This is a genomic window from Moraxella sp. CTOTU49097 (assembly GCF_032064105.1).
Classification (GTDB): domain Bacteria; phylum Pseudomonadota; class Gammaproteobacteria; order Pseudomonadales; family Moraxellaceae; genus Faucicola; species Faucicola osloensis_B.
In genome coordinates this window covers 124395-146562 of record NZ_DAMBOA010000004.1, presented here as the reverse complement: position 1 = coordinate 146562, position 22168 = coordinate 124395, and the positions used below count along the sequence as shown (strand labels likewise).

The window sequence follows — 22168 nt, the reverse complement described above, 5'->3', positions numbered from 1 at the left end:
ATCCCTATCTATCATCAGCTTGCAAAGGTTGTTTTAATGGTATTTAGTAACTGATTGGTTGAGCTGTCAAATGGCTGTGCTTGTTGCGGCGATAATTCTTGCGTTGATACTAAGGCATCAAACACGGCATTAGCCATCACTTTACCCACTTCAACCCCCCACTGGTCAAATGGGTTAATCTGCCAAATGACTGACATAACAAATACTTTGTGCTCATACAGTGCTATGAGTGACCCTAACGTTTTTGGGGTCAGCTGTTTGAGTAGGATGGTGGTTGACGGCTGATTGCCACGATAATGTTTGAATTTATCCATACCATTATTGCTGTCTTTGATGGCGGCATTACCAAACGCGAGCACTTGGCTTTGCGCTAGGCAGTTGGCAAGCGAAAGTCCGTGCTGCTCAAGCAAGTTTTTATTGATTGTTTGGGCATCTGCGTAGCGTTTGATGGGCGCAATAAAATCACAACTGACTGCCTGTGTGCCCTGATGCAGCAACTGATAAAACGCATGCTGCGCATTGGAGCCAATATCACCCCACAAAATCGGACAAGTACTGTAAGTCACTGCCTCACCTTGGCGATTAACAGATTTACCGTTACTCTCCATCTCAAGTTGGGTTAAGTAGTTGGGAAAAAAAGATAACCGACCATCATAAGGTAACACCGTATGGGCGTTAATGTGTAAAAACGTACTATTCCAAACACCGAGTAGCCCTAACAACACAGGCATGTTTTGAGCAAAATCGGCGGTGGCAAAATGCCGATCCATATCATAAGCACCTGCTAGCAGCTCATAGAAATTATGCATGCCAATTTTTATGGCAATCGCCAGTCCAATCACCGACCACATGGAGAATCGACCCCCAACCCAATCCCAGAGCATTAGTTGGTTATCGACATGGATACCCCATTCTGACATCTTATCCGCTTTGGTAGAAATCCCAATAAAATGACGACGCAAAATAGTGGCTTTGTTATCATGACTGGCTAACAACCACGACATCGCCGTCTTGGCATTGGACAGCGTATCAATGGTGGAAAATGATTTCGACGAGATAATAAACAGCGTGGTTTGCGGATTTAATACCTTAAGCAAACTATCGAGCTGGGTGCCATCCATATTGGAGACAAAATGCACACTGATAGGGGTATCTGTCCATTCTTTTAGTGCCGTTGTTGCCATCACTGGCCCTAGATCTGATCCGCCGACGCCGATATTCACGACATCGGTGATTGCCTGACCAGAATAACCACGCCAGACCCCATTACGAATCCGCTCCACCAACTTTTCCGCTTTTTGTAAGCTGGTATGCACCTGCTCAATGACATTGATACCTTCGACCCAAACTTGCTCGCCTTGCGGCTGTCTTAGTGCGGTATGCAGTGCAGGACGATGCTCAGTATCATTCACGATTTCGCCTGTCATCAGGCGACGGATTTCTTGCGCTAACTCACGCTCATTTGCCAGTTTAATTAAATTGCTGAGCACCGCTTCATCAATTTTTTGTTTACTAAAATCCATGATCATGTCGCACGCGGCAACGCGGTACTGTAAGCCGCGATTGGATTGTTGGCTAAACAGTTGATTAAGCGTGGGCATACTATCTGCTTGAGCAGACAGTGTTTGCCATGTACGATTCGCACTTGTATCGGTTGACATTCGCCTATGACCCTATATTAATTTGCTGTATGTTGAAACGCTTCAATGCCCAATTGAGTGACCCAATTGGGTGGCAAAGTAACCCACGGCTTGCAAGTAGCTACTCATATCACCTGCATCAAAGCTATTACCCACCATGCTAACCACGTCTACCCCTTGCGCGCTAATAAGCGCATCAATGGCATCGGTCAGCTGAATTTCCCCACCCACACTTGGCTGCGTGTTGGCTAGATAATCAAAAATAGCATTATTAAATACATAGCGCCCAACGACAGCTAAGTTAGAGGGCGCATCTTCAGCTTTGGGTTTTTCCACAAACCCCGTCACAGCAAACGACTGGTTTTGTTCAGACTTTGCTACCATTTGTGTGCTGGCTAACTTGGCAATGCCATATTTATGAATATCACTTTCTTTCACTGGATCAACCAATATCTGTGAATGCTGCTGCTTGGCAAACTGCTGCAGCATGTAGGCTAAATTCTGCTGAGTATAGTCAGTGTTATAGGGGTTTAAAATTACATCCGGTAACAGCACAGCAAACGGTTCATCACCTACAATGGGACGGGCTTGCAAGACGGCATGCCCTAATCCTAACGGTTTGCCTTGGCGCACACTGGTAACCGTGACCCCTGCAGGTAGCCAGTTTAAACTATCGGCTAGCGCCGCTTTACCTTTACCGCGTAACTGGGTATCAAGCTCGCTATTGATGTCAAAATAGTTTTCAATGGCGGTTTTTTGCGCATGATTGACCAAGACAATATTGGTTAAACCTGCGGCAATCGCTTCTTCAACGACGTATTGAATGGCTGGTTTATTGCCAAGTGGTAGTAACTCTTTTGGCACGGCTTTTGATAGTGGTAGCATACGCGTACCAAACCCTGCCACAGGAATAACAGCGTGAGTGATTTTTTTCGACATAGTGACTCTTAATAAGACAAGTTGTTCAAATAGTTTATATCAAGCTTAACATATTTTTATGGCAAATATTTTATCTGCCGGAATATTTTAAACGCATTATTGACATTGATTGAGGGTATTTTGCTAACACCAGCGGATAATAAAAAAGCAGATAACCCAATGATTATCTGCTTTTGATTAGTCAACATAGCTGATGATTACCAACCAGTGACTTCTTTTACTTTTTCACCGATTTTTGAAGGGTCACGGGTATAAGCAATACCAGCCTCTTCAAAGGCTTTGAATTTTTCTTCTGCTGTACCTTTACCACCTGAGATAATCGCACCGGCATGTCCCATACGTTTACCTTTTGGTGCTGTGACACCTGCGATATAACCAATGACGGGTTTAGTCACGTGGTCTTTAACGTATGCAGCCGCTTCCTCTTCAGCCGTACCACCGATTTCACCGATCAATACAATCGCTTCGGTTTGTGGGTCATCTTGAAGCAATTTTAATGCATCGATTTGGTTCATACCTGGGATTGGGTCACCACCGATACCGATACAGGTTGATTGACCAAAGCCAAGTTTAGTAGTTTGAGCCACCGCTTCATAAGTCAATGTACCAGAACGTGAGATGATACCGACTTTACCTTCTTGGTGAATGTGACCTGGCATGATACCGATTTTGCATTTACCTGGGCTGATGACGCCTGGACAGTTTGGACCTACCATACGGATGATTTCTTCGCCCTTGGCTTGTAGGTCAGCGTTGACGTTTTCTAGGTAACGTTTGGCTTTTAGCATATCTAGGGTAGGTACGCCTTCGGTGATGACCACAATCAATTTTACGCCAGAGTTAATCGCTTCAACGATTGAGTCCAATACAAATGGTGCTGGTACAAAGATAACAGAGGCATTGGCACCCGTTGCTGTTACTGCTTCATTCATGGTATCAAATACTGGACGATCAAGGTGGGTTGTCCCGCCTTTACCTGGGGTAACACCGCCAACGATGTTGGTACCATAAGCAATTGATTGCTCTGAGTGTAGAGTACCGTTTTTACCTGTGAAACCTTGCACTAATACTTTAGTGTCTTTTCCAACTAATACGCTCATTGTTTTTCCTTTTACTTTTTATGTTTGATTTAAACGATTAACCAGTAGGGCACATAGCCCTACTCGCTCATACCTATACTTTCTTCATTAGGCATTATTAACCGCATCAACAATTTTTTGACCGGCTTCAGAAAGACCTTCAGCAGGAATTAATTTAAGACCTGAATCACGTAGGATTTGCGCACCTTTTTCAGCGTTATTACCTTCAAGGCGAACAACCACAGGCACGGTGACGTTGACTTCTTTCACCGCTTCGATAATCGCTTCGGCAATCATGTCACAACGTACGATACCACCAAAAATATTGATGAGTACGCCTTGGACTGATTTGTCTTCAAGAATTAATTTGAACGCTTCAACCACACGTTCTTTGGTCGCACCGCCGCCTACGTCTAGGAAGTTAGCGGGTTGACCGCCGTATAGTTTGATGATGTCCATGGTTGCCATTGCAAGACCAGCGCCATTCACCATACAGCCGATGTTACCTTCAAGTGCAACATAGTTTAGGTCAAACTCTGAGGCTTTTAATTCACGCTCATTTTCTTGTGATTTGTCACGTTGTTCAGCGACTTTTGGTAGGCGATAAAGCGCATTTGAGTCGATACCGATTTTGGCGTCAACACAGGCTAATTCGCCAGATTTACGAACCGCTAGTGGATTGATTTCAAATAAGGCAAAGTCATTTTCCGTAAAGGCTTTATAAGCACCTGTCATCAATTTGGCAAATTCGTTGATTTGTTTGTCTTTGAGACCCAGTTTGAAAGCCACTTCACGAGCTTGGCTAGGTTGTAAGCCCACCAGTGGGTCAACTTCTACTTTCAAGATTTTTTCTGGGGTTTCTTCGGCAACTTTTTCAATTTCAACACCGCCTTCAGTTGACGCCATAAATACCACACGACGGGCTGAACGGTCTACGACTGCACCTAAGTACAATTCAGTTGCGATTGGGTACATGTCTTCGGCGATAAGCACACTGTTAACAGGTTGACCGTTGGCATCAGTTTGGTAAGTTACCAAGTTTTTACCAATTAATTCTTCAGCAATTTGTTTGGCTTCTTCACGCGTTTTAGCGATTTTTACGCCGCCCGCTTTACCACGGCCACCGGCATGTACTTGGGCTTTAACAACCACGGCACCGGCGTTGCCTGCCATTTTGTCAAACGCTGCGGCGGCTTCGTCACCATTTTTAGCGATGATACCTTCTTGTACGGGCAATCCATAGCTTTTTAATAATTCTTTGGCTTGATACTCATGTAAATTCATGAATTTATCCTCTCGGTTTTGGTTTACATTGTTTTAAAATTATTTTTGAATAGTGTGGTCAATAGTGAGCTAACCTAGTTGATAATGAGGTTAGCTCACTTACCTTATTCAAACTATTGATGCATAAGCTAATTAGCCCATTTACTTGTAAACTAAGTTACTTGTGAGCCAAATTACTTGTGCACTAGGTTATTTGCGCTTACGTTGAATTGCATGAATTGCACGACCATCCGCTGACAGCACCGCCTCGTGTACTGCTTCAGAAATGGTTGGGTGAGCAAACGTCATCAACTGCAAATCTTCAATGCTTGATACGAATTCCATCGCAATCATGCCTTGATGAACGATATCGCCTGCACCCGCTGACACGACATGCATACCCAGTAAACGGTCAGTTTTGGCATCGGCAACCACTTTGATGAAGCCTTGGCCTTCACCAGCGGCTAACGCACGACCATTGGCGGCTAGGCTGAATTGACCCGTTTTGACTTCATGACCTTGCTCTTTGGCTTGTTCTTCAGTTAAGCCAACCCATGCAATTTCTGGGTGTGTGTAAATCACGCTAATAATGGTGTCATAATTGACTTGAACTTTTTCACCATGAATGCGTTCAACTGCCATCATGCCTTCTTCCATCGCTTTATGTGCTAGCATTGGACCACGCACCAAGTCACCGATTGCATAGACGCCATCAAGGTTGGTTTGACAGAAGTCATTCACCGCTACCAAACCACGTTCAGTAAGCTCTACCCCTGAATTTTCGCCAAGTAGGTTTTCTTTATAAGCACGGCGACCCACACAAACGATGAGTTTATCGAAGGTTTCTTGTCCTGCTTGACCTTTAGCGTCAAACGATACAAGTACCTGACCATTTTCTACTTGAGCCTGAGTAACTTTGGTATCAATACGGATATCCATGCCTTGGGCTTTTAGTAGTTTTGCCGCTTCTTTGCTCACGGCTTTGTCTGCCACTGCTAAAAATTCTGGCATGGCTTCAAATACTACCACTTCACTACCCAAACGACGCCATACTGAACCCAGTTCAAGACCAATCACACCACCGCCAATGACGCCTAGACGCGCAGGTACTTCGGTAAAGTCTAAAGCACCCGTTGAATCAACGATATATTCGTTATCAATCGGGGCAACAGGGATATCAATAGGCACAGAACCAGAGGCTAAAATCACATTTTTAGCGGTAATAGTGGTAGGCGCAGAACCATCTAGTGGGGTAAATTCAACGTGTTTATCCGCACCTTTACCATCAAGTAATTTACCTGTACCTTGTAGCCAGTCAGCACCATTACCTTTTAACAATGCAGCTACACCACCGGTTAATTGTTTAACGATAGCGTCTTTACGACTTAACATTTTGCTGATGTCAATCGCCACTTCACCTGTGGTGATACCGTGGTCGGCTAAATCATGCTTGGTTGCTTCATAGCGATGTGAGCTGTCTAGCAATGCTTTTGAAGGAATACAACCAACGTTCAAACAGGTACCGCCTAACGCTGGCTCGCCCTTATTAATACGTTTTTCGATACAAGCCACGCTCATACCCAATTGGCCTGCACGGATAGCTGCTTCATATCCACCAGGGCCACCACCGATAATTACCAAATCATAGCTTTCTTTCATAATCTTCACCAAAAATTTGAATTGTTATTGTTAAAGTTGTTAAACAAAAAAGCCTGTATCAACCTTTGCCAATACAGGCTTTTTTCATTATAAATCGAGAAGTAGCATCGCTGGGTTTTCAACCAATTCTTTGATCGTGACCAAGAATTGTACGGCTTCTTTACCATCGATTAAACGGTGGTCATACGACAATGCCAAGTACATCATAGGTAGAATTACCACTTCGCCATTAACCGCCATTGGGCGTTCTTTAGTCGCGTGCATACCCAAAATCGCTGTTTGTGGTGGATTGATGATTGGGGTTGACATGAGTGAACCAAACACGCCGCCATTGGTAATGGTGAAAGTACCACCCGTCATGTCTTCAATGCCTAATTTGCCTTCACGCGCTTTTGACGCATAGTTACCAATCGCGCGTTCAATATCTGCCATACCCATTTGGTCGGTGTCACGTAATACCGGTACCACAAGACCACGGTCGCTAGATACCGCAACACCTACATCATAATAGCCATGATAAACGATATCGCTACCATCAATAGAGGCATTTACCGCTGGGAAACGTTTTAACGCTTCAGTAGCAGCCTTTACAAACAATGACATGAAGCCTAGTTTTACACCGTGACGTTTTTCAAAACGCTCTTTGAACTCACCACGTAAGTCCATGATAGGTTTCATGTTCACTTCATTAAACGTCGTCAACATCGCAGTTTCTTGGGTAGCGGCTAACAGACGCTCAGCAACACGGGCGCGTAAACGCGTCATTGGCACACGTTTGTCTGCACGTTGACCGACGGCATTGGCAACTACTTGACCGTTGTCTGCTTTAATTGCATTGTTGGCTTTTAAGGTTGGGTTTGCCATGTCTTCTTTGGTCACACGGCCGCCACGACCTGAACCTTCAACATCTGCAGGATTGACGCCTGTGGTATTCGCTGCTTTACGAACCGCTGGGCTTTGGTCTTTATAATCTGCTTCAGAAGTCGCTTGAGCGGTAGGTGCTTGTTGTGCAGCTGCAGGTGCGGCTTCAGCTTGGGCAGCCGGTGCTTGGGTTTCAGTAGGTTGGCTTGCTGGTGCAGCCGCGGTTGCGCCTTCAGTCAGCTCACCGATGACTTCAGCAGAAAGCACTGTGTCATCAACTTGTTTGAGAATTTTGCTAAGCACGCCATCAGCTTGTGCCACCACTTCCATCACAACTTTATCGGTTTCGATTTCACACAATACAGCGTCACGGCTTACTTGGTCGCCTTCATTAAAATTCCAAGCAACAATTGTACCGTCAGCAACGGACTCTGGGAATACAGGGACTTTAATCTCACTCATGGAAAACTCCTAGTTAATTTCACATTCTTTCATTTTTAATGGGTTAAATTCATTGTTGTCTTAGCACTCGGCACAATTGCCTATACCAAAAACCAAGAAGGATTAGTACGCATCTATTGGGTACTAATCCTTTAAAACGCTTAGTCAGTCGCTTGTTTTTCTGCGATTTCCGCTTTAGCTTCTAGCTTATCTTCGGTTGAATCTTCATTCTTTGGCAAACCCAATGCTTCGTTGATAACCTTTTGCTGCTGCTCTATGTGCATTTGCATCGAACCTGCCGCAGGTGCCGCCGATGGTGGGCGAGCAACTGGCTCTAGCAAGTAAGCTTTTGTCGGACGAGTCGCGGGTTTTGGCGGTGCAATCAAACGGAATAAGTGCGGTGCTAGATAGTACCAAGCGCCTTGGTTACGTGGCTCTTCTTGTGTCCAGACAATGCCTTCAAGGTTTGGATATTTCGCCACTTCTTCCAAAATACGCGCTTCAGGTAATGGATATAGCTGCTCGATACGCACAATCGCCACATGGTTCAGACCCAATTCACGACGTTTTTCAAGCAAGTCATAATATACTTTACCGCCACACAACACTAAACGCGTCACTTGGTTATTATCAAGTTGGTCAATCTCTGGAATCACGGTTTGGAACTGACCTTGCGCAAGCTCTTCAAGCGTTGACACCGCCAATTTATGACGTAGCAGTGATTTTGGTGACATCACAATCAGCGGCTTACGCGCTGGGCGAACCACTTGACGACGTAGGGCATGGAAAATCTGTGCAGGTGTAGTTGGGGTTACCACTTGCATATTGTCTTCAGCACATAGCTGTAAGAAACGCTCTAGGCGCGCTGATGAGTGCTCAGGACCTTGACCTTCATAGCCGTGTGGTAATAGCATGGTCAGACCACATAGACGTTGCCATTTGGTTTCACCTGAAGAAATAAATTGGTCAATGACCACTTGTGCGCCATTGACAAAGTCACCGAACTGTGCTTCCCAAATCACTAGCGCATTGGGTACTGTCGTTGCGTAACCATATTCAAACGCTAACACTGCTTCTTCTGACAATAATGAGTTAAAAATGTCAAAGCGTGCTTGGTTAGGGCTCATGTTGGCAAGCGGTACATACATACTGCCGTCTTTCATGTTGAACAGTTCTGCATGGCGATGCGAGAAAGTACCACGACCCACGTCTTCACCCGTAATACGCACAGGGTAGCCTTCTTCGACCAGTGACGCATAAGCCAAGGTTTCTGCCGCGCCCCAGTTCAATGGCTCTTGACCGGTTTGCATGGCTTTGCGCTGTTCAACCACTTTTTGTACTTGGCGTTGTAGCTCATAGCCTTCCGGAATTTGCGCCATTTTTTCGCCATACGCTTTTAATTGATTGATATCAACGCCCGTCTCCCAATTGTCTTCAAGCTTATGCCCAATATAAGGGGTCCAATCTACATACAGCGTTTTATTTGGCTCACGCACGAGGGCGCTAGCAACATATTCGCCTTTATCGAGTGACTCACGGTAGTCATCTTCAAATGCCACAGCTTCTGCTTTGCTAATAACGCCTTCGGCAACCAATTTATTGGCAAATAGTTCACGAGTACTTGGTAGTTTTTTGATGACCGAATACATCAGTGGCTGAGTGGCTGAAGGTTCATCCGCTTCATTGTGACCGTTACGACGGTAACAGTACATATCAATCACGATATCTTTGTGGAAAGTTCGGCGATAGTCGTGGGCAAGCTGCGCCATAAATACTACCGCTTCTGGATCGTCACCGTTTACATGAAAAATCGGTGCGTGTACCATTTTGGCGATGTCGGTACAGTATTCAGTTGAACGCGCATCTTCTAAGCGGCTGGTGGTAAAACCGACTTGGTTATTGATAATAATATGCAGCGTACCACCTGTTGAATACGCACGGGTTTGTGACATTTGGAAAGTTTCTTGGTTGACACCTTGACCGGCGAACGCGGCGTCACCGTGTACCACGATTGGCAAAACGGCATCACCCGTCTTATCTTGACGGCGTACTTGGCGGGCACGCACTGATCCAATCAATACAGGCGATACAATTTCAAGATGCGAGGGGTTAAATGCCAATGCCAAATGCGCTTCGCCGCCCGGTGTCATTACGTTAGATGAATAACCATTGTGGTATTTTACGTCACCTGAACCCACGGTCGGTTGTTTTTTACCATCAAACTCATCAAACAAATCTTTAGGGTTTTTACCTAAGATATTTACTAATAAGTTTAAACGTCCACGGTGCGCCATACCGATAACCATTTCTTTGGTACCGTTTTCACCCGCACGCTGAATTATCTCATTGACCATCGGGATAAAGCTTTCGCCACCCTCAAGACCAAAACGTTTCACACCGGTATATTTACGCGCTAAGTATTTTTCTAATCCTTCCGCTGCTGTCAAACGCTCAAGGATAGATTTACGTTTTTCATTGTCAAATTTGACATAGCCAAGATTTTGTTCTAGGTACTTTTCAATCCAGCGTTTTTCTTTGGCGGTGGTCACATGGAAATATTCTGCACCGATACTGCTACAATAAACTCGCTCTAACACTTGAATAATTTCACGTAGTGTGGCTTTGTCTTTACCGATATTTAGGTCACTGACAGGGTAGACAGTGTCTAAATCCGCTTCAGATAGGCCATAGTAAGCTAAAGTCAATTCTTCAACTTCTGGACGTGGCATGAGTCCTAGGGGATCTAGATTAGCAATACGATGACCACGACGGCGATAACTGGTAATCAGTTTCTGCACGCCCATTTGGTTGTCCGCAAATTCGCGAATTTCAGAAGGGCTGACGGCGCCTGCCCCTGATTGACCGGTAACTTTGTGGGCAGTGGTGTTGCGAGCTAATAGCAAAAATTGGTCTTGGATAGTATGGTGAAGGGCGTTTTTATCATCCTCTTTGGCAAACTGCGCAAAGTAAGGAATGTATTTTTCATCAACGCTTTGTGGATCTTGAAGATACTGTTCATAGAGTGATTCAAGATAGACTGCGTTATCTGCTGATAGTTCAGTAAACTGAGCAGATGAGACAGAAGTTTGGTTTTGGTTAGCCATGATTCTTTCTACTGTAGTATTTAAAGGTGGAAATAAAAATTTTAGGGAATAGCCTAGCATTTTTATAATTAACAAAAAATTTTGTTAAGGTAATAGTTACCATTCATTTACTAAATATAGCGACTCACGCCGCTTGGCGTGTGGATAAATGGCTATCAAATGGCAGTAAAAGAAGAGTAAGGTGAAAGTTAGTTTTCTCCTTCCTTAGAAGACCTAAATGAATATTCCCTATAGATACCTATCGTATATTATACAAAATTAATGATAATTTATCTCATTCATTAGGCTGAAAAGGTATAAAAAATATTATGGTATTTGGATATGATTTATTACTTTAATTAATAGATAGCCAATTACTATTAATTTATCACATCCCAATAAAAAAGCCCTGTCGATACAGAGCTTTTTTGTCACTAAACTGTGGTACTAACCTGCTTGGTCTAGCAGCATGTTACGTAAGTGACCAATCGCTTTGGTAGGATTCAAGCCTTTTGGACAAACTGATACACAGTTCATGATGCCACGGCAACGGAACAAGCTAAATGGGTCATCTAAACGTGCTAAACGTTCCTGAGTGCTAGTATCACGGCTATCTGCTACAAAGCGGTAACCATTCAACAACGCAGATGGACCTAAAAACTTGTCTGGGTTCCACCAGAATGATGGACAGCTGGTTGAACAACACGCACATAAAATACATTCATATAGACCGTTTAACTTTTCACGGTCTTCAGGTGATTGTAAACGTTCAGTCGGTGGCGCTGGCTGGTCATTAATCAAGTACGGATGAACTTTTTCATATTGCTCATAGAATTGGTTCATATCTACCACTAAGTCGCGCACTACGGGTAAACCAGGTAGCGGGCGTAAAGTAATTTTTTGTGGCAGCGTGTTCATGTTGATAAGACATGATAGACCGTTTTTACCATTGATGTTCATACCGTCAGAGCCACAAATACCTTCACGGCACGAACGGCGGAAACTGATGGTTTCGTCCATTTTTTTCAAACGGACAAGTACGTCTAATAACATACGATCAGAGTCTAAAAGCTCAATTTGGTATGTCTGCATACGGGGTGCTGCGTCTTTATCTGGATCGTAGCGGAAAATCTCGATGGTGCGAGTACCTCTGCTCATAATGCTAAACTCCACACGTTTATGGTATTGGTTTATAGGGTCTTTACAACAGTTTGCAAAGACCAAAAAATATTAATTAGAATGTACGTACTTTTGGTTCAACATAGTCTACAGTCAGTGGGCTCTTACGAACAGGTTTATAGATAACACGGTTACCTTCAGAGAACCAAAGGGTATGTTTCATCCATTCATGGTCATTACGACCAAGCGGGGCATACGCATCATCTGCCGCACGTTCGTAGTCAACGACGGTGTGTGCGCCACGACATTCTTGACGCAGTGAAGCTGAAATCATCGTCGCTTTGGCAACTTCATAGAGGTTCGCCACTTCAAGCGCTTCAATACGTGCGGTATTAAACACTTGCGATTTATCAGCTAGGTGAAGACTATTGACCTTGCTTTCAAGTGCCAAGATTTTTTGTACACCTTCATTCATGGACGCTTGGGTACGGAATACACCTGCATGTTGCTGCATGGTACGGCGGATTTCATCAGCCACATCTTGCGCATTGAGGCCTTGCGTAGATTGCTGTAACACATTCAAACGCGCCAAAGTTTTGTCAAGAACACGCGGTGATAATGGCTCATAGTCATGACGGTCAGCGGCATGGAACTCATCAATGATATGTTGACCCGCTGCACGACCAAATACCACCAAGTCAAGTAGTGAGTTTGTACCTAGACGGTTGGCACCGTGAACGGATACACATGAACATTCGCCGATTGCATATAGCCCTTTCACGATTTTTTGCTGGGCGTATAAGCCTTCCGCATCCGTACCTGCTTCAAGATCTGGCATAACAACTTGACCATGAATATTGGTTGGGATACCGCCCATTTGGTAATGGATAGTCGGTACAACTGGGATTGGCTCTTTGGTAATATCAACGTTCGCGAAGTTTTTACCAATTTCATAAACCGATGGTAAACGCTTCATGATGGTATCCACACCTAAGTGCGTCATATCAAGTACCACATAATCGCCCTGTGGACCACAACCACGACCTTCTTTGATCTCTTGGTCCATTGAACGTGATACAAAGTCACGCGGTGCCAAGTCTTTTAGGGTTGGCGCATAACGCTCCATAAAGGCTTCGCCATCTTTATTGCGAAGTAACGCGCCTTCACCACGACAACCTTCGGTCAATAATACACCCGCACCTGCGACGCCTGTTGGGTGAAATTGCCAAAACTCCATATCTTGTAGTGGAATACCCGCACGCACTGCCATACCTAGACCGTCACCGGTATTAATAAAGGCATTAGTAGACGCAGCGAAAATACGACCTGCACCCCCAGTTGCTAGCACAGTTGTTTTTGCTTGGAATACCGCGACACGACCTGTTTCTTGCTCTAGCGCGATAACCCCGTTAATGTCGCCTTTGCTATCTTTGACCAAATCAAGCGCAATCCACTCGATAAAAAACTCTGTGCCTTGCTCAAGATTTTTTTGATATAAGGTATGCAACAATGCATGACCTGTACGGTCAGCTGCCGCGCACGCACGTTGCACCGCTTTTTCACCGTAATTGGCAGTATGTCCGCCAAATGGACGCTGATAAATCGTACCGTCCGCGTTACGGTCAAATGGCATGCCCATATGCTCAAGTTCATATACCACTTTTGGTGCTTCACGGCACATATACTCGATGGCGTCTTGGTCACCTAACCAGTCAGAACCTTTGATGGTGTCATAAAAGTGAAAGTGCCAGTTATCATCACTCATGTTACCCAAACTTGCGCCAATACCACCTTGCGCAGCAACCGTGTGAGAACGCGTTGGGAACACTTTGGTTAATACCGCAACATTCATACCGCCACGCGCCAATTGTAGCGACGCACGCATACCAGAGCCACCGCCGCCAACGATAACCGCATCGAAGGTTAAGGTTTGAATATTGCTAATGGTGTTGTCTTGTTTTGTTGCCATTGCTTTAATTTCCTAAATGATGGTTCGATTCTATCCGTATACATACTTAAAAAACCATGGATGTCAAAATCGATAAATACGTTAACAAAATTTATCTAACAGGATGTTTAGAAGAAAATCATCACGCCCCAAAATAAATAAACCAAGACTGCAAGAATCATGGCAGATTGCAGCACAAAACGTAAACCATTTGACTTAACGTAGTCTGTTAATACAGTCCACATCCCTACCCACGCATGACCCACTAATGCTAGTATCATCAATAGCGTAAATAAGCGCATCGGTAGGCTTAGCATAAAGCCTTGCCATAATTCAAACGTTGGTTGGTGGGTTAAGAACCAGCCCAACATCACCAATGAATAAACTGCCAATACAACCGCACTAATACGTTGTACCACCCAATCGCGAGAGCCTGAGCCTGTTAAACCTGTTGCACTTTTCATTAGAACATCACCCATACAAATGAACCCACAACCCAAAGCGCTGCAAGTACAAAGCCAATGAATGTCGCGGTGCGACCACTGTTTAATTCTTCATTCATGCCCATGTCGGCAAATAAATGTTTGAAGCCCATCACAAAATGGTAGCCTAATGCAGCCACAAAAATCCAAGCCAAAAACTTCACCAATGGGTTGGTGAAAATATCTGCAAAGCCTTCAGCACTGGCAAGCGACGTTTGAAAAATCCATAACATCACAGGAATTAGGAGAAATAGCACCACACCAGAAACACGGTGGGTAATTGAAGCCAAAGCAATTGGGTTTTTTGAATTAACATTAATTACTTGGCTTAAAGGAAGGTCAATCGGTCGGTTGCTTTTCACAGCGGGCATCCTTTATTCGCAGTTATAACTTACCTGTGTTATCGCTATGCCAATATCCAAAATATCAAGCACGAACTTCAAATCACTTGCAGGGTTTGATGAATCACATAGCCTGTCAAAAAACAGGTAAATCGAAGATAAGGAATAGCTAGCGTACTTTGGATTATTCACAGAATAGATAGTTATTAGTCGCAAACCTAATCGTATCTGACAATTAAAAACTAATAAATTACAAACTAATAATCGACAAAAAGCCACCCACAATTTACTTTTTAATTTTGTTAAATCACAAAGCTAAAAAGTAAATTATGTTTAGCAAAGATTAATAATACAAAGCTAGCCACCAGTAAAATTTTTATAATTATAAGAGTCTTTGATTACAAATACAAACAAAAACAGAAAAAAAACCATCTTTTATCAAACCACTGTAGCACACCCTTAAAATTCAGAAATAATTAGATAAGATTGCGCGTTTTGAGACTCACCTATCTAGATATTTAACCGCATCAAGGTTTGATAGAATGTCGATAGCATAGCGCATAGTTTTAGTTAACCCCTGTTAATCATAACTAACTGTTTGGACGGGTAAGGCGTAAATTTACTTTCATTTTTGGCAAAAATGCTGTTAATATAGATATGTTTTAGTTTTGGGTTTTCGCTATTTTTCGCTATTAATAAAGTCGCCCTGCACGTCTCTGTGTGGCTGGGCAGTCACCTATCCTTGTCATTGCGCCAATGCATTTGAGCAAGTATAGGTCTTCTTTTTTTTACACGTCTGAGAGGATTTTATGTCAGAGAAAGACAATATTGCAACCTTGCACGTCAATGGCCAGGACTATGAGCTTCCTATCATTGAAGGAACATTAGGCGATCCTGTACTCGATATTAAGGCAGTACCCCAAGCTGGTTTTTGGACATACGATCCAGGTTTCATGTCAACCGCTTCCACTGAATCAAAAATCACCTTCATTGATGGTGACAAAGGTATCTTATTACACCGTGGTTACCCAATTGACCAATTAGCTGATAAAGCCGAATACTTAGAAGTTGCGTATGCACTCATTCATGGTGAATTACCCAATGCTGAGCAAAAAGCTGACTTCTACGAAAAAGTTCGTAAACATTCAATGGTGAATGACCAATTACGTCGTTTCTTTGAAGGTTTCCGCCGTGACGCTCATCCGATGGCAATTATGGTCGGTGTGATGGGTGCATTATCTGCGTTCTACCACAACAATCTTGATGTGAGCAAACAAGACCATCGTGAAATCACCGCGATTCGTTTGATTGCTAAAGTCCCTACCATCGCCGCCATGTGCTACAAATACAGCAATGGTCAACCATTCATGTATCCGCGTAATGATTTAAACTACGCTGAAAACTTCTTACACATGATGTTTGCAACCCCAGCGGATGTCAACTATAAAGTCAATCCAATCCTTGCAAAAGCGATGGACAAAATCTTTACTTTACATGCTGACCACGAACAAAATGCCTCTACATCAACTGTACGTCTAGCAGGCTCTACGGGTGCTAACCCATACGCTTGTATTGCAGCGGGTATCGCGGCTCTTTGGGGACCTGCGCACGGTGGTGCTAACGAAGCTGTACTTAAAATGTTGGATGAAATCGGCAGCGTAGACAACGTTGATGAATTCATGGAAAAAGTAAAACGTAAAGAAGTGAAATTGATGGGCTTTGGTCACCGTGTTTATAAAAACTTTGACCCACGCGCCAAAGTGATGAAAGAAACTTGTGACGAAGTATTGGGCGAGCTTGGCATCAAAGATCCACAACTTGAACTTGCGATGAAGCTTGAACAAATCGCCTTGAATGACCCGTACTTTAAAGAGCGTAACCTATATCCAAATGTTGACTTTTACTCAGGTATCATCCTAAAAGCCATCGGTATTCCAACTTCTATGTTTACCGTAATCTTTGCTTTAGCACGTACTTCTGGTTGGATTAGTCACTGGTTAGAAATGCACTCTGCACCTTACAAAATCGGTCGTCCACGTCAGTTATATACTGGCTACACCCAGCGTGATTTTGTGGCTGTTGAAGACCGCGACTAAGCCAATGCTTCAAAAATGCTTCGAACCAAAACCCAGTTTCACACTGGGTTTTTTATTGTTAAATGTTAATCAATAAAAAAGGACGTTTTGCAACGCCCTTTTCATTTAACTATAACTTGCTAATCACTTCACCTTACTTATAAAACGCATTGGCAGTATAGGTATGGTCGGTCTCATCAATCACTTGGGTTAATTCTGGTATTTGCTGTTTTAGCGAGACTTCAACCCCTTGTTTTAGCGTCATATCAACTGCAGAGCAGCCCTGACAGCCGCCGCCAAATTTAAGCACGGCGGTGATACCAACCCCTTCTTCATGTACCAAATCCACCAATTGCACGTTACCCCCATGCGACGCTAGATTTGGATTGATTTCTGAAGACAACACGTAATTGATACGCTCCTCTAGGCTGGCATTTTCACCCAGTTTTGGCACTTTTGAGTTGGGTGCACGGAATGTCAATTGACCGCCAAAACGGTCTTTATTGTAATCAATCACTGCATCTTCAAGATAAGGAATAGACGGGGTGTCTATATAAGCGGTGAATGTCTCATAATCCAATTTTAAATCGTCAGGATTGTGTTCATTTGGCTGGCTATATGACATACAGCATTCTGCTCGCGGCGTGCCTGGATGTTCAACAAAAATACGTACACCGATGCCGTCAGTATTTTGTTTTGCCAATAACTCAGTCAGATAACCTTGCGCTGAATCGGTAATTTTGATATTTGTGGTTTTTTCTGTATCGCTCATATGTCACCCTAGCTTGTCATCAATTTTTACCCATATTTTAGCATAAACTTGAGTAATTTACTCGGATTTTATTGGGGGTGGTTTTTTGGCTTATCAAGGGTCGTCACAATATTTTTTAGCTAAGACAAAACTTGAATCTAGCCATTATCTTTAACTAAAAATCTTTAACCAAAAATAACTTGGCATTGGTTGAAAGTTTAGGCAAGATAGTTAAAAAAACATGCTTTGTCACCGAACTTTATCCCCAAAACGCTATTGGATAGACCGAGGGCGTTATCATTCGCAAGGAGTTTGCGTCATGCCAAATAACACTAATGACACTATCATGGTTGCTAAAAACGACGTTACCGAAGATAAAGGGCGTTTTAGCACACCCAAAAATAAAAAAGGCTATCCATATGATTATTTGGTGTTTATCGGACGTTTTCAGCCGTTTCATTTAGGTCATAAATCGGTTGTCGATGAAGCATTAAAGCTTGCTGAAAATGTGATTATGCTGATTGGCTCTGCCAATTTGCCAAGTAGTATCCGCAATAGCTTTAGTGTCGAAGCACGTAGCCAGATGATTTTAGGCGCCTTTGACAAAAAAGATGCCAAACGTATTCATTGTGTCGGTTTGGATGATGCCTTATACAATGATACAAAATGGCTTCAATACGTGCAGCAGTGCGTGAAGTCGGTTACCGGCGACTTAAACGCCAATATTGGTCTGATTGGGCATTCAAAAGACAGCTCATCATATTACTTGTCACTTTTTCCAAATTGGCAGTCGGTGGCAGTGCCGAATTTCCATGAGTTATCTGCCACGCCAATTCGCGAAGGCTTTTTGCTGGGTGCCGATCCCCTAACCGATACGGTACCGCAATCGACAACCGATGTCATGAAGGCATTTAAAAAGACCGAAGCATTTAAGCGTCTACACGAAGAGGCTGGCTTCATTGATAAATATAAAAAACAATGGGAAGCAAGCCCCTATCCGCCCACCTTTATGACGGTTGATGCCGTGGTCATTCAATCAGGACACATCTTATTAGTCGAGCGTCGTGGTATGCCAGGTCAAGGGCTATGGGCATTGCCTGGTGGCTTTATTGACCCTAAAGAGACACTATTTGACGCCTGTATTCGTGAGCTACGTGAGGAGACACGGTTAAAAGTCCCTGAAGCGGTTCTGCGCGGCTCACGCCATAGTCAACACACCTTTGATGACCCGTATCGCTCGGCTCGTGGGCGTACCATCACCCAAGCGTTTTACTTTGTACTCAAAAACGACCCCAAAGGCTTACCGTCGGTGAAAGGTGGCGATGATGCCAAAAAAGCGTTTTGGCTACCCTTGGCTGAATTAAGAGCCGATAAACTGTTTGAAGACCATTATGCCATTATTTGTAAAATGGTGGGTCTCTGATTTTTTCCTGCCAAACTGATAGACGGTTTGGTTTTAACCTGCGCAAGCAATCACCAGAGGAGTTCTGTGATGTTTAGTCAAAATTTTGACAATTTTATTTTAAATACTGACAGCTATAAGACGTCGCATTGGCTGCAGTACCCACCAAATACCGAGTACGTATCTAGCTATATTGAAGCGCGTGGCGGTAATAGCAACTTTGAAAATGTGCTATTTTTTGGTCTACAAGCTTTTTTAAAACAGTATCTTACCAAGCCCATTACCGACGCCGATATAGATGAAGCCAAAGTGCTACTTGCTGCTCATGGCGTACCGTTTAATGAAGCAGGCTGGCGACAATTAGTCGCCAAACATGGCGGTCTTTTACCACTTCGCATTCAAGCGATACCAGAAGGCATGGTAGTACCAACGGGTCAAGTATTGTGTCAGGTGGTGAATACCGACCCTGAGTTTTACTGGTTGACGAGCTATATCGAAACCACGCTATTGCGCGCTATTTGGTATCCTAGCACTGTGGCAAGCCTTTCTTATTATTGTAAGCAAATCATCAAAGCAGGCTTGGAAAAATCGGCGGATAACTTAAATAATCTACCGTTTAAATTGCATGATTTTGGCGCCCGTGGTGTGTCTAGCCTTGAATCGGCTGCACTCGGCGCTCTTGCCCACTTGGTAAATTTTTCCGGTACGGATACTTTAAGCGCGATTGTGGCTGCCAATCGTTGGTATGGTATGCAAAATGACATGACGGCTTTTTCCATTCCCGCAGCAGAACATAGCACCATGACCACTTGGGGTCGTGAGCATGAAGCGAACGCCTATGCCAATATGATTGCCAAATTTGGCGGTGAAGGTAAAACCTTTGCGGTGGTGAGTGATAGCTACGACTTATGGAATGCCATTGATAATATCTGGGGTGGTGAGCTAAAAGAAAAAGTGGCGCAAACAGGCGGCACGTTGGTCATTCGCCCTGATAGTGGCGATCCGATTAAAGTGGTGCGTGAAGCCTTACAGCGCCTTGCAGCGAAATTTGGCACCACCACCAACTCAAAAGGCTACAAATTACTGCCAAGCTATGTGCGACTTATCCAAGGGGATGGTATTAATCCCACTAGCATGGGTAAAATAATTGATGCGGTGATTAAAGCAGGATTTAGTAGTGACAATATCACCTTTGGGATGGGTGGCGGGCTACTGCAACAAGTCAACCGCGATACTTTGAATTTTGCCATGAAAACCAGCAGCGCACGGGTGGACGGTTTTTGGCGAGACGTCTATAAAGACCCAATTACCAGTGTGAGCAAACGCAGCAAACGCGGGCGTTTAGCCTTGGTCAAACATCAGGGTAGTTATATGACGCTGCGTGAAGATGAGCTTGCTGAGCAAAATAATTTGTTGCAAGATGTATTTTTGAACGGTGACTTATTAGTTGATGATACGCTGACTGCGATTCGTCAACGCTCATCGGTAAAATCATAATTTAACTTGTCGCAATCTCAACAGCCGTCTTAATCAGACGGCTTGTTATCTTTGGCGCTAATTAACCCCTGCCATTGCCAAATATTTTTGGTGCAACTGTTCAAGTTTTAAATACAAATCCTCTAAGCTACCGTTGTTATCGACAATGTCATCGGCTTGTCTGAGCCTGTCATGACGGGAGAGTTGATTTGCCATAATATTTTGAATACGCTCAGGCGTTTGACCATCACGCTGACTGGCACGCTCAATCTGCAAGGATTCATGACTATCGATCACCAATACTCGCTCACACAGATTGGCCAGCCCCGCTTCAGAGGCTTCTAACAGTAAGGGTGCCACCAAAATTACATAGGGTGACTGGGCAGTTGCTAGTAATTCTTTGGCACGGCTACGAATGGCAGGATGGGTGATTTGTTCCAAATCCATTAGCGCTTGCGCACTGCCAAATACATGTTCTCGCATGGCACGGCGATTAAGCTCACCTGCCTCATCAATCACCCAGTCACCAAATTTGGCGACAATTTTTTTTAGCGTTGGCGAACCTTTGGCAACGACGTCACGTGCCAATACATCTGCGTCAATAATGACAATTCCATGCTCAGCAAACCAACGGCTCACTTGTGATTTACCACTACCGATACCACCTGTAAGCCCCACTACCAACATCGCAACCCCTCCTTGATTCACGCAAAATTGACCCATAAATGACGTCATGACATCTTGCCTAGATACCACGACATTATTGATTGCCCATATAAAAGTGCTATCATGCCAGCAATTGCGATATAAGGTCCAAAAGCAAAAGGTTTGCTTTCACCTGAGCGCTTCATCAATATCACACCCACAACCGAGCCGACAAACGCAGATAAAAGCACAATTAAGGGTAGCATCAAAGGCCCTAGCCAAGCCCCCAAAGCCGCTAATAATTTAAAATCGCCATGCCCCATACCGTGCTTGCCCGTAATCAGCAAAAACAGTTGATACACAATCCACAGGCATAAAAACCCAAACACATAGCCAAAAATAGCCGCTGTGGGACTGACAAACAAGCCAAAGGCATTGACGAATAATCCTAATCCCGCTAACGGCAATGTAAATCGGTCAGGCAACAATTGGGTATCAAAATCAATGCCTGTCAAAGCCACTAATGTCCATGTGAGTGCTAATCCTGCCAGCGCTTGCCAAGTAACACCAAATTTCATAACAACCAACACAGACAAAATAGCGGTGATGATTTCTACAAGCGGATAACGATAACTAATGGCGTTATGACACTGACTACATTTCCCTTTTAGCAGTAGCCAGCTAATAACAGGCATATTTTCAAACCAACGTATTGAATGCCCACAATGCGGGCAACGAGAAGCAGGACGGCTTAAGGTCATGGATTCATGATGGTCAATAACGGTTTCTGGATGGAGCAATAACTGGCATTCGTTCTTCCACTGCTGCTCCATCATCAAAGGCGTGCGATAAATCACCACATTTAAAAAACTACCCACGCATAATCCCAATAAAGCTACGATAATCAACGTCAGCCATTGCGACTGTTGTAGTAACAAAATAAAATCTGAAAAAATCCCCATCG

General features: G+C 43.9%; 17 protein-coding genes. 3 read left to right on the top strand and 14 right to left on the bottom strand.

Annotated features, from left to right (window positions below; translation table 11 throughout):
- Positions 1-14: 14 nt before the first annotated feature.
- From pgi to sdhC, 11 genes are all read right to left on the bottom strand, one after another.
- Positions 15-1661, bottom strand: coding sequence for a glucose-6-phosphate isomerase (pgi, locus tag RT064_RS04360; RefSeq protein WP_313061879.1), 1647 nt, complete (start codon positions 1659-1661; stop codon positions 15-17).
- A 42-nt stretch (positions 1662-1703) separates the two neighbouring features.
- On the bottom strand, positions 1704-2579 hold the full coding sequence (locus tag RT064_RS04355; protein ID WP_313061876.1) for a UTP--glucose-1-phosphate uridylyltransferase: 876 nt from the start codon (positions 2577-2579) through the stop codon (positions 1704-1706).
- A gap of 197 nt (positions 2580-2776) precedes the next feature.
- Positions 2777-3679, bottom strand: a complete 903-nt coding sequence (gene sucD, locus RT064_RS04350) for a succinate--CoA ligase subunit alpha (protein ID WP_062332365.1) — start codon at positions 3677-3679, stop codon at positions 2777-2779.
- A gap of 87 nt (positions 3680-3766) precedes the next feature.
- Positions 3767-4942: an ADP-forming succinate--CoA ligase subunit beta gene (gene sucC / locus RT064_RS04345; protein ID WP_007115062.1), complete on the bottom strand. Its 1176-nt coding sequence runs from the start codon at positions 4940-4942 to the stop codon at positions 3767-3769.
- Positions 4943-5131: 189 nt separating this feature from the next.
- Entirely contained in the window at positions 5132-6580 is a 1449-nt protein-coding gene (gene lpdA / locus RT064_RS04340; RefSeq protein WP_313061872.1) for a dihydrolipoyl dehydrogenase, read from the bottom strand.
- Between the two features lie 87 nt (positions 6581-6667).
- Positions 6668-7903, bottom strand: a complete 1236-nt coding sequence (gene odhB / locus RT064_RS04335) for a 2-oxoglutarate dehydrogenase complex dihydrolipoyllysine-residue succinyltransferase (RefSeq protein ID WP_159768318.1) — start codon at positions 7901-7903, stop codon at positions 6668-6670.
- Between the two features lie 140 nt (positions 7904-8043).
- The gene (locus tag RT064_RS04330; RefSeq protein WP_313061867.1) at positions 8044-10986 is read right to left on the bottom strand and encodes a 2-oxoglutarate dehydrogenase E1 component; all 2943 of its coding nucleotides are present in this window, start codon (positions 10984-10986) and stop codon (positions 8044-8046) included.
- A gap of 426 nt (positions 10987-11412) precedes the next feature.
- Entirely contained in the window at positions 11413-12123 is a 711-nt protein-coding gene (locus RT064_RS04325) for a succinate dehydrogenase iron-sulfur subunit (protein ID WP_007115066.1), read from the bottom strand.
- Between the two features lie 76 nt (positions 12124-12199).
- Positions 12200-14062, bottom strand: coding sequence for a succinate dehydrogenase flavoprotein subunit (gene sdhA, locus RT064_RS04320; protein ID WP_179286586.1), 1863 nt, complete (start codon positions 14060-14062; stop codon positions 12200-12202).
- A 98-nt stretch (positions 14063-14160) separates the two neighbouring features.
- The gene (gene sdhD / locus RT064_RS04315) at positions 14161-14496 is read right to left on the bottom strand and encodes a succinate dehydrogenase, hydrophobic membrane anchor protein (RefSeq protein WP_036594948.1); all 336 of its coding nucleotides are present in this window, start codon (positions 14494-14496) and stop codon (positions 14161-14163) included.
- Complete coding sequence (gene sdhC / locus RT064_RS04310) at positions 14496-14885, bottom strand: succinate dehydrogenase, cytochrome b556 subunit (RefSeq protein ID WP_071586266.1); 390 nt, start codon at positions 14883-14885, stop codon at positions 14496-14498. The genes sdhD and sdhC overlap by 1 nt, the downstream gene beginning before the upstream one ends.
- A gap of 779 nt (positions 14886-15664) precedes the next feature.
- Between sdhC and gltA the strand changes: the two genes are divergently transcribed.
- On the top strand, positions 15665-16951 hold the full coding sequence (gene gltA, locus RT064_RS04305) for a citrate synthase (protein WP_062332382.1): 1287 nt from the start codon (positions 15665-15667) through the stop codon (positions 16949-16951).
- A 133-nt stretch (positions 16952-17084) separates the two neighbouring features.
- Here gltA and nfuA read toward each other — a convergent pair whose 3' ends face one another.
- Positions 17085-17702 carry a Fe-S biogenesis protein NfuA gene (gene nfuA, locus RT064_RS04300; protein ID WP_007115071.1) on the bottom strand — a complete coding sequence of 206 codons (618 nt, stop codon included), beginning with the start codon at positions 17700-17702 and terminating at the stop codon, positions 17085-17087.
- 298 nt (positions 17703-18000) lie between these two features.
- Between nfuA and RT064_RS04295 the strand changes: the two genes are divergently transcribed.
- Positions 18001-19104, top strand: a complete 1104-nt coding sequence (locus RT064_RS04295) for a bifunctional nicotinamide-nucleotide adenylyltransferase/Nudix hydroxylase (protein ID WP_313061850.1) — start codon at positions 18001-18003, stop codon at positions 19102-19104.
- Positions 19105-19173: 69 nt separating this feature from the next.
- Entirely contained in the window at positions 19174-20580 is a 1407-nt protein-coding gene (locus RT064_RS04290) for a nicotinate phosphoribosyltransferase (RefSeq protein ID WP_313061848.1), read from the top strand.
- Between the two features lie 57 nt (positions 20581-20637).
- On the opposite strand, the gene coaE is transcribed toward RT064_RS04290, so the two are convergent.
- Positions 20638-21294 carry a dephospho-CoA kinase gene (coaE, locus tag RT064_RS04285; protein ID WP_313061845.1) on the bottom strand — a complete coding sequence of 219 codons (657 nt, stop codon included), beginning with the start codon at positions 21292-21294 and terminating at the stop codon, positions 20638-20640.
- Positions 21291-22166 carry a prepilin peptidase gene (locus tag RT064_RS04280; RefSeq protein ID WP_313061840.1) on the bottom strand — a complete coding sequence of 292 codons (876 nt, stop codon included), beginning with the start codon at positions 22164-22166 and terminating at the stop codon, positions 21291-21293. Before RT064_RS04280 ends, coaE begins: the two co-directional genes overlap by 4 nt.
- Positions 22167-22168: the final 2 nt, after the last annotated feature.

Coding starts and splice junctions, on each gene's coding strand:
- pgi (WP_313061879.1), bottom strand. CDS start 1,661: ATGTCAACCGATACAAGTGCGAATCGTACATGGCAAACACTGTCTGCT.
- RT064_RS04355 (WP_313061876.1), bottom strand. CDS start 2,579: ATGTCGAAAAAAATCACTCACGCTGTTATTCCTGTGGCAGGGTTTGGT.
- sucD (WP_062332365.1), bottom strand. CDS start 3,679: ATGAGCGTATTAGTTGGAAAAGACACTAAAGTATTAGTGCAAGGTTTC.
- sucC (WP_007115062.1), bottom strand. CDS start 4,942: ATGAATTTACATGAGTATCAAGCCAAAGAATTATTAAAAAGCTATGGA.
- lpdA (WP_313061872.1), bottom strand. CDS start 6,580: ATGAAAGAAAGCTATGATTTGGTAATTATCGGTGGTGGCCCTGGTGGA.
- odhB (WP_159768318.1), bottom strand. CDS start 7,903: ATGAGTGAGATTAAAGTCCCTGTATTCCCAGAGTCCGTTGCTGACGGT.
- RT064_RS04330 (WP_313061867.1), bottom strand. CDS start 10,986: ATGGCTAACCAAAACCAAACTTCTGTCTCATCTGCTCAGTTTACTGAA.
- RT064_RS04325 (WP_007115066.1), bottom strand. CDS start 12,123: ATGAGCAGAGGTACTCGCACCATCGAGATTTTCCGCTACGATCCAGAT.
- sdhD (WP_036594948.1), bottom strand. CDS start 14,496: ATGAAAAGTGCAACAGGTTTAACAGGCTCAGGCTCTCGCGATTGGGTG.
- sdhC (WP_071586266.1), bottom strand. CDS start 14,885: ATGCCCGCTGTGAAAAGCAACCGACCGATTGACCTTCCTTTAAGCCAA.
- gltA (WP_062332382.1), top strand. CDS start 15,665: ATGTCAGAGAAAGACAATATTGCAACCTTGCACGTCAATGGCCAGGAC.
- nfuA (WP_007115071.1), bottom strand. CDS start 17,702: ATGAGCGATACAGAAAAAACCACAAATATCAAAATTACCGATTCAGCG.
- RT064_RS04295 (WP_313061850.1), top strand. CDS start 18,001: ATGCCAAATAACACTAATGACACTATCATGGTTGCTAAAAACGACGTT.
- RT064_RS04290 (WP_313061848.1), top strand. CDS start 19,174: ATGTTTAGTCAAAATTTTGACAATTTTATTTTAAATACTGACAGCTAT.
- coaE (WP_313061845.1), bottom strand. CDS start 21,294: ATGACGTCATTTATGGGTCAATTTTGCGTGAATCAAGGAGGGGTTGCG.
- RT064_RS04280 (WP_313061840.1), bottom strand. CDS start 22,166: ATGGGGATTTTTTCAGATTTTATTTTGTTACTACAACAGTCGCAATGG.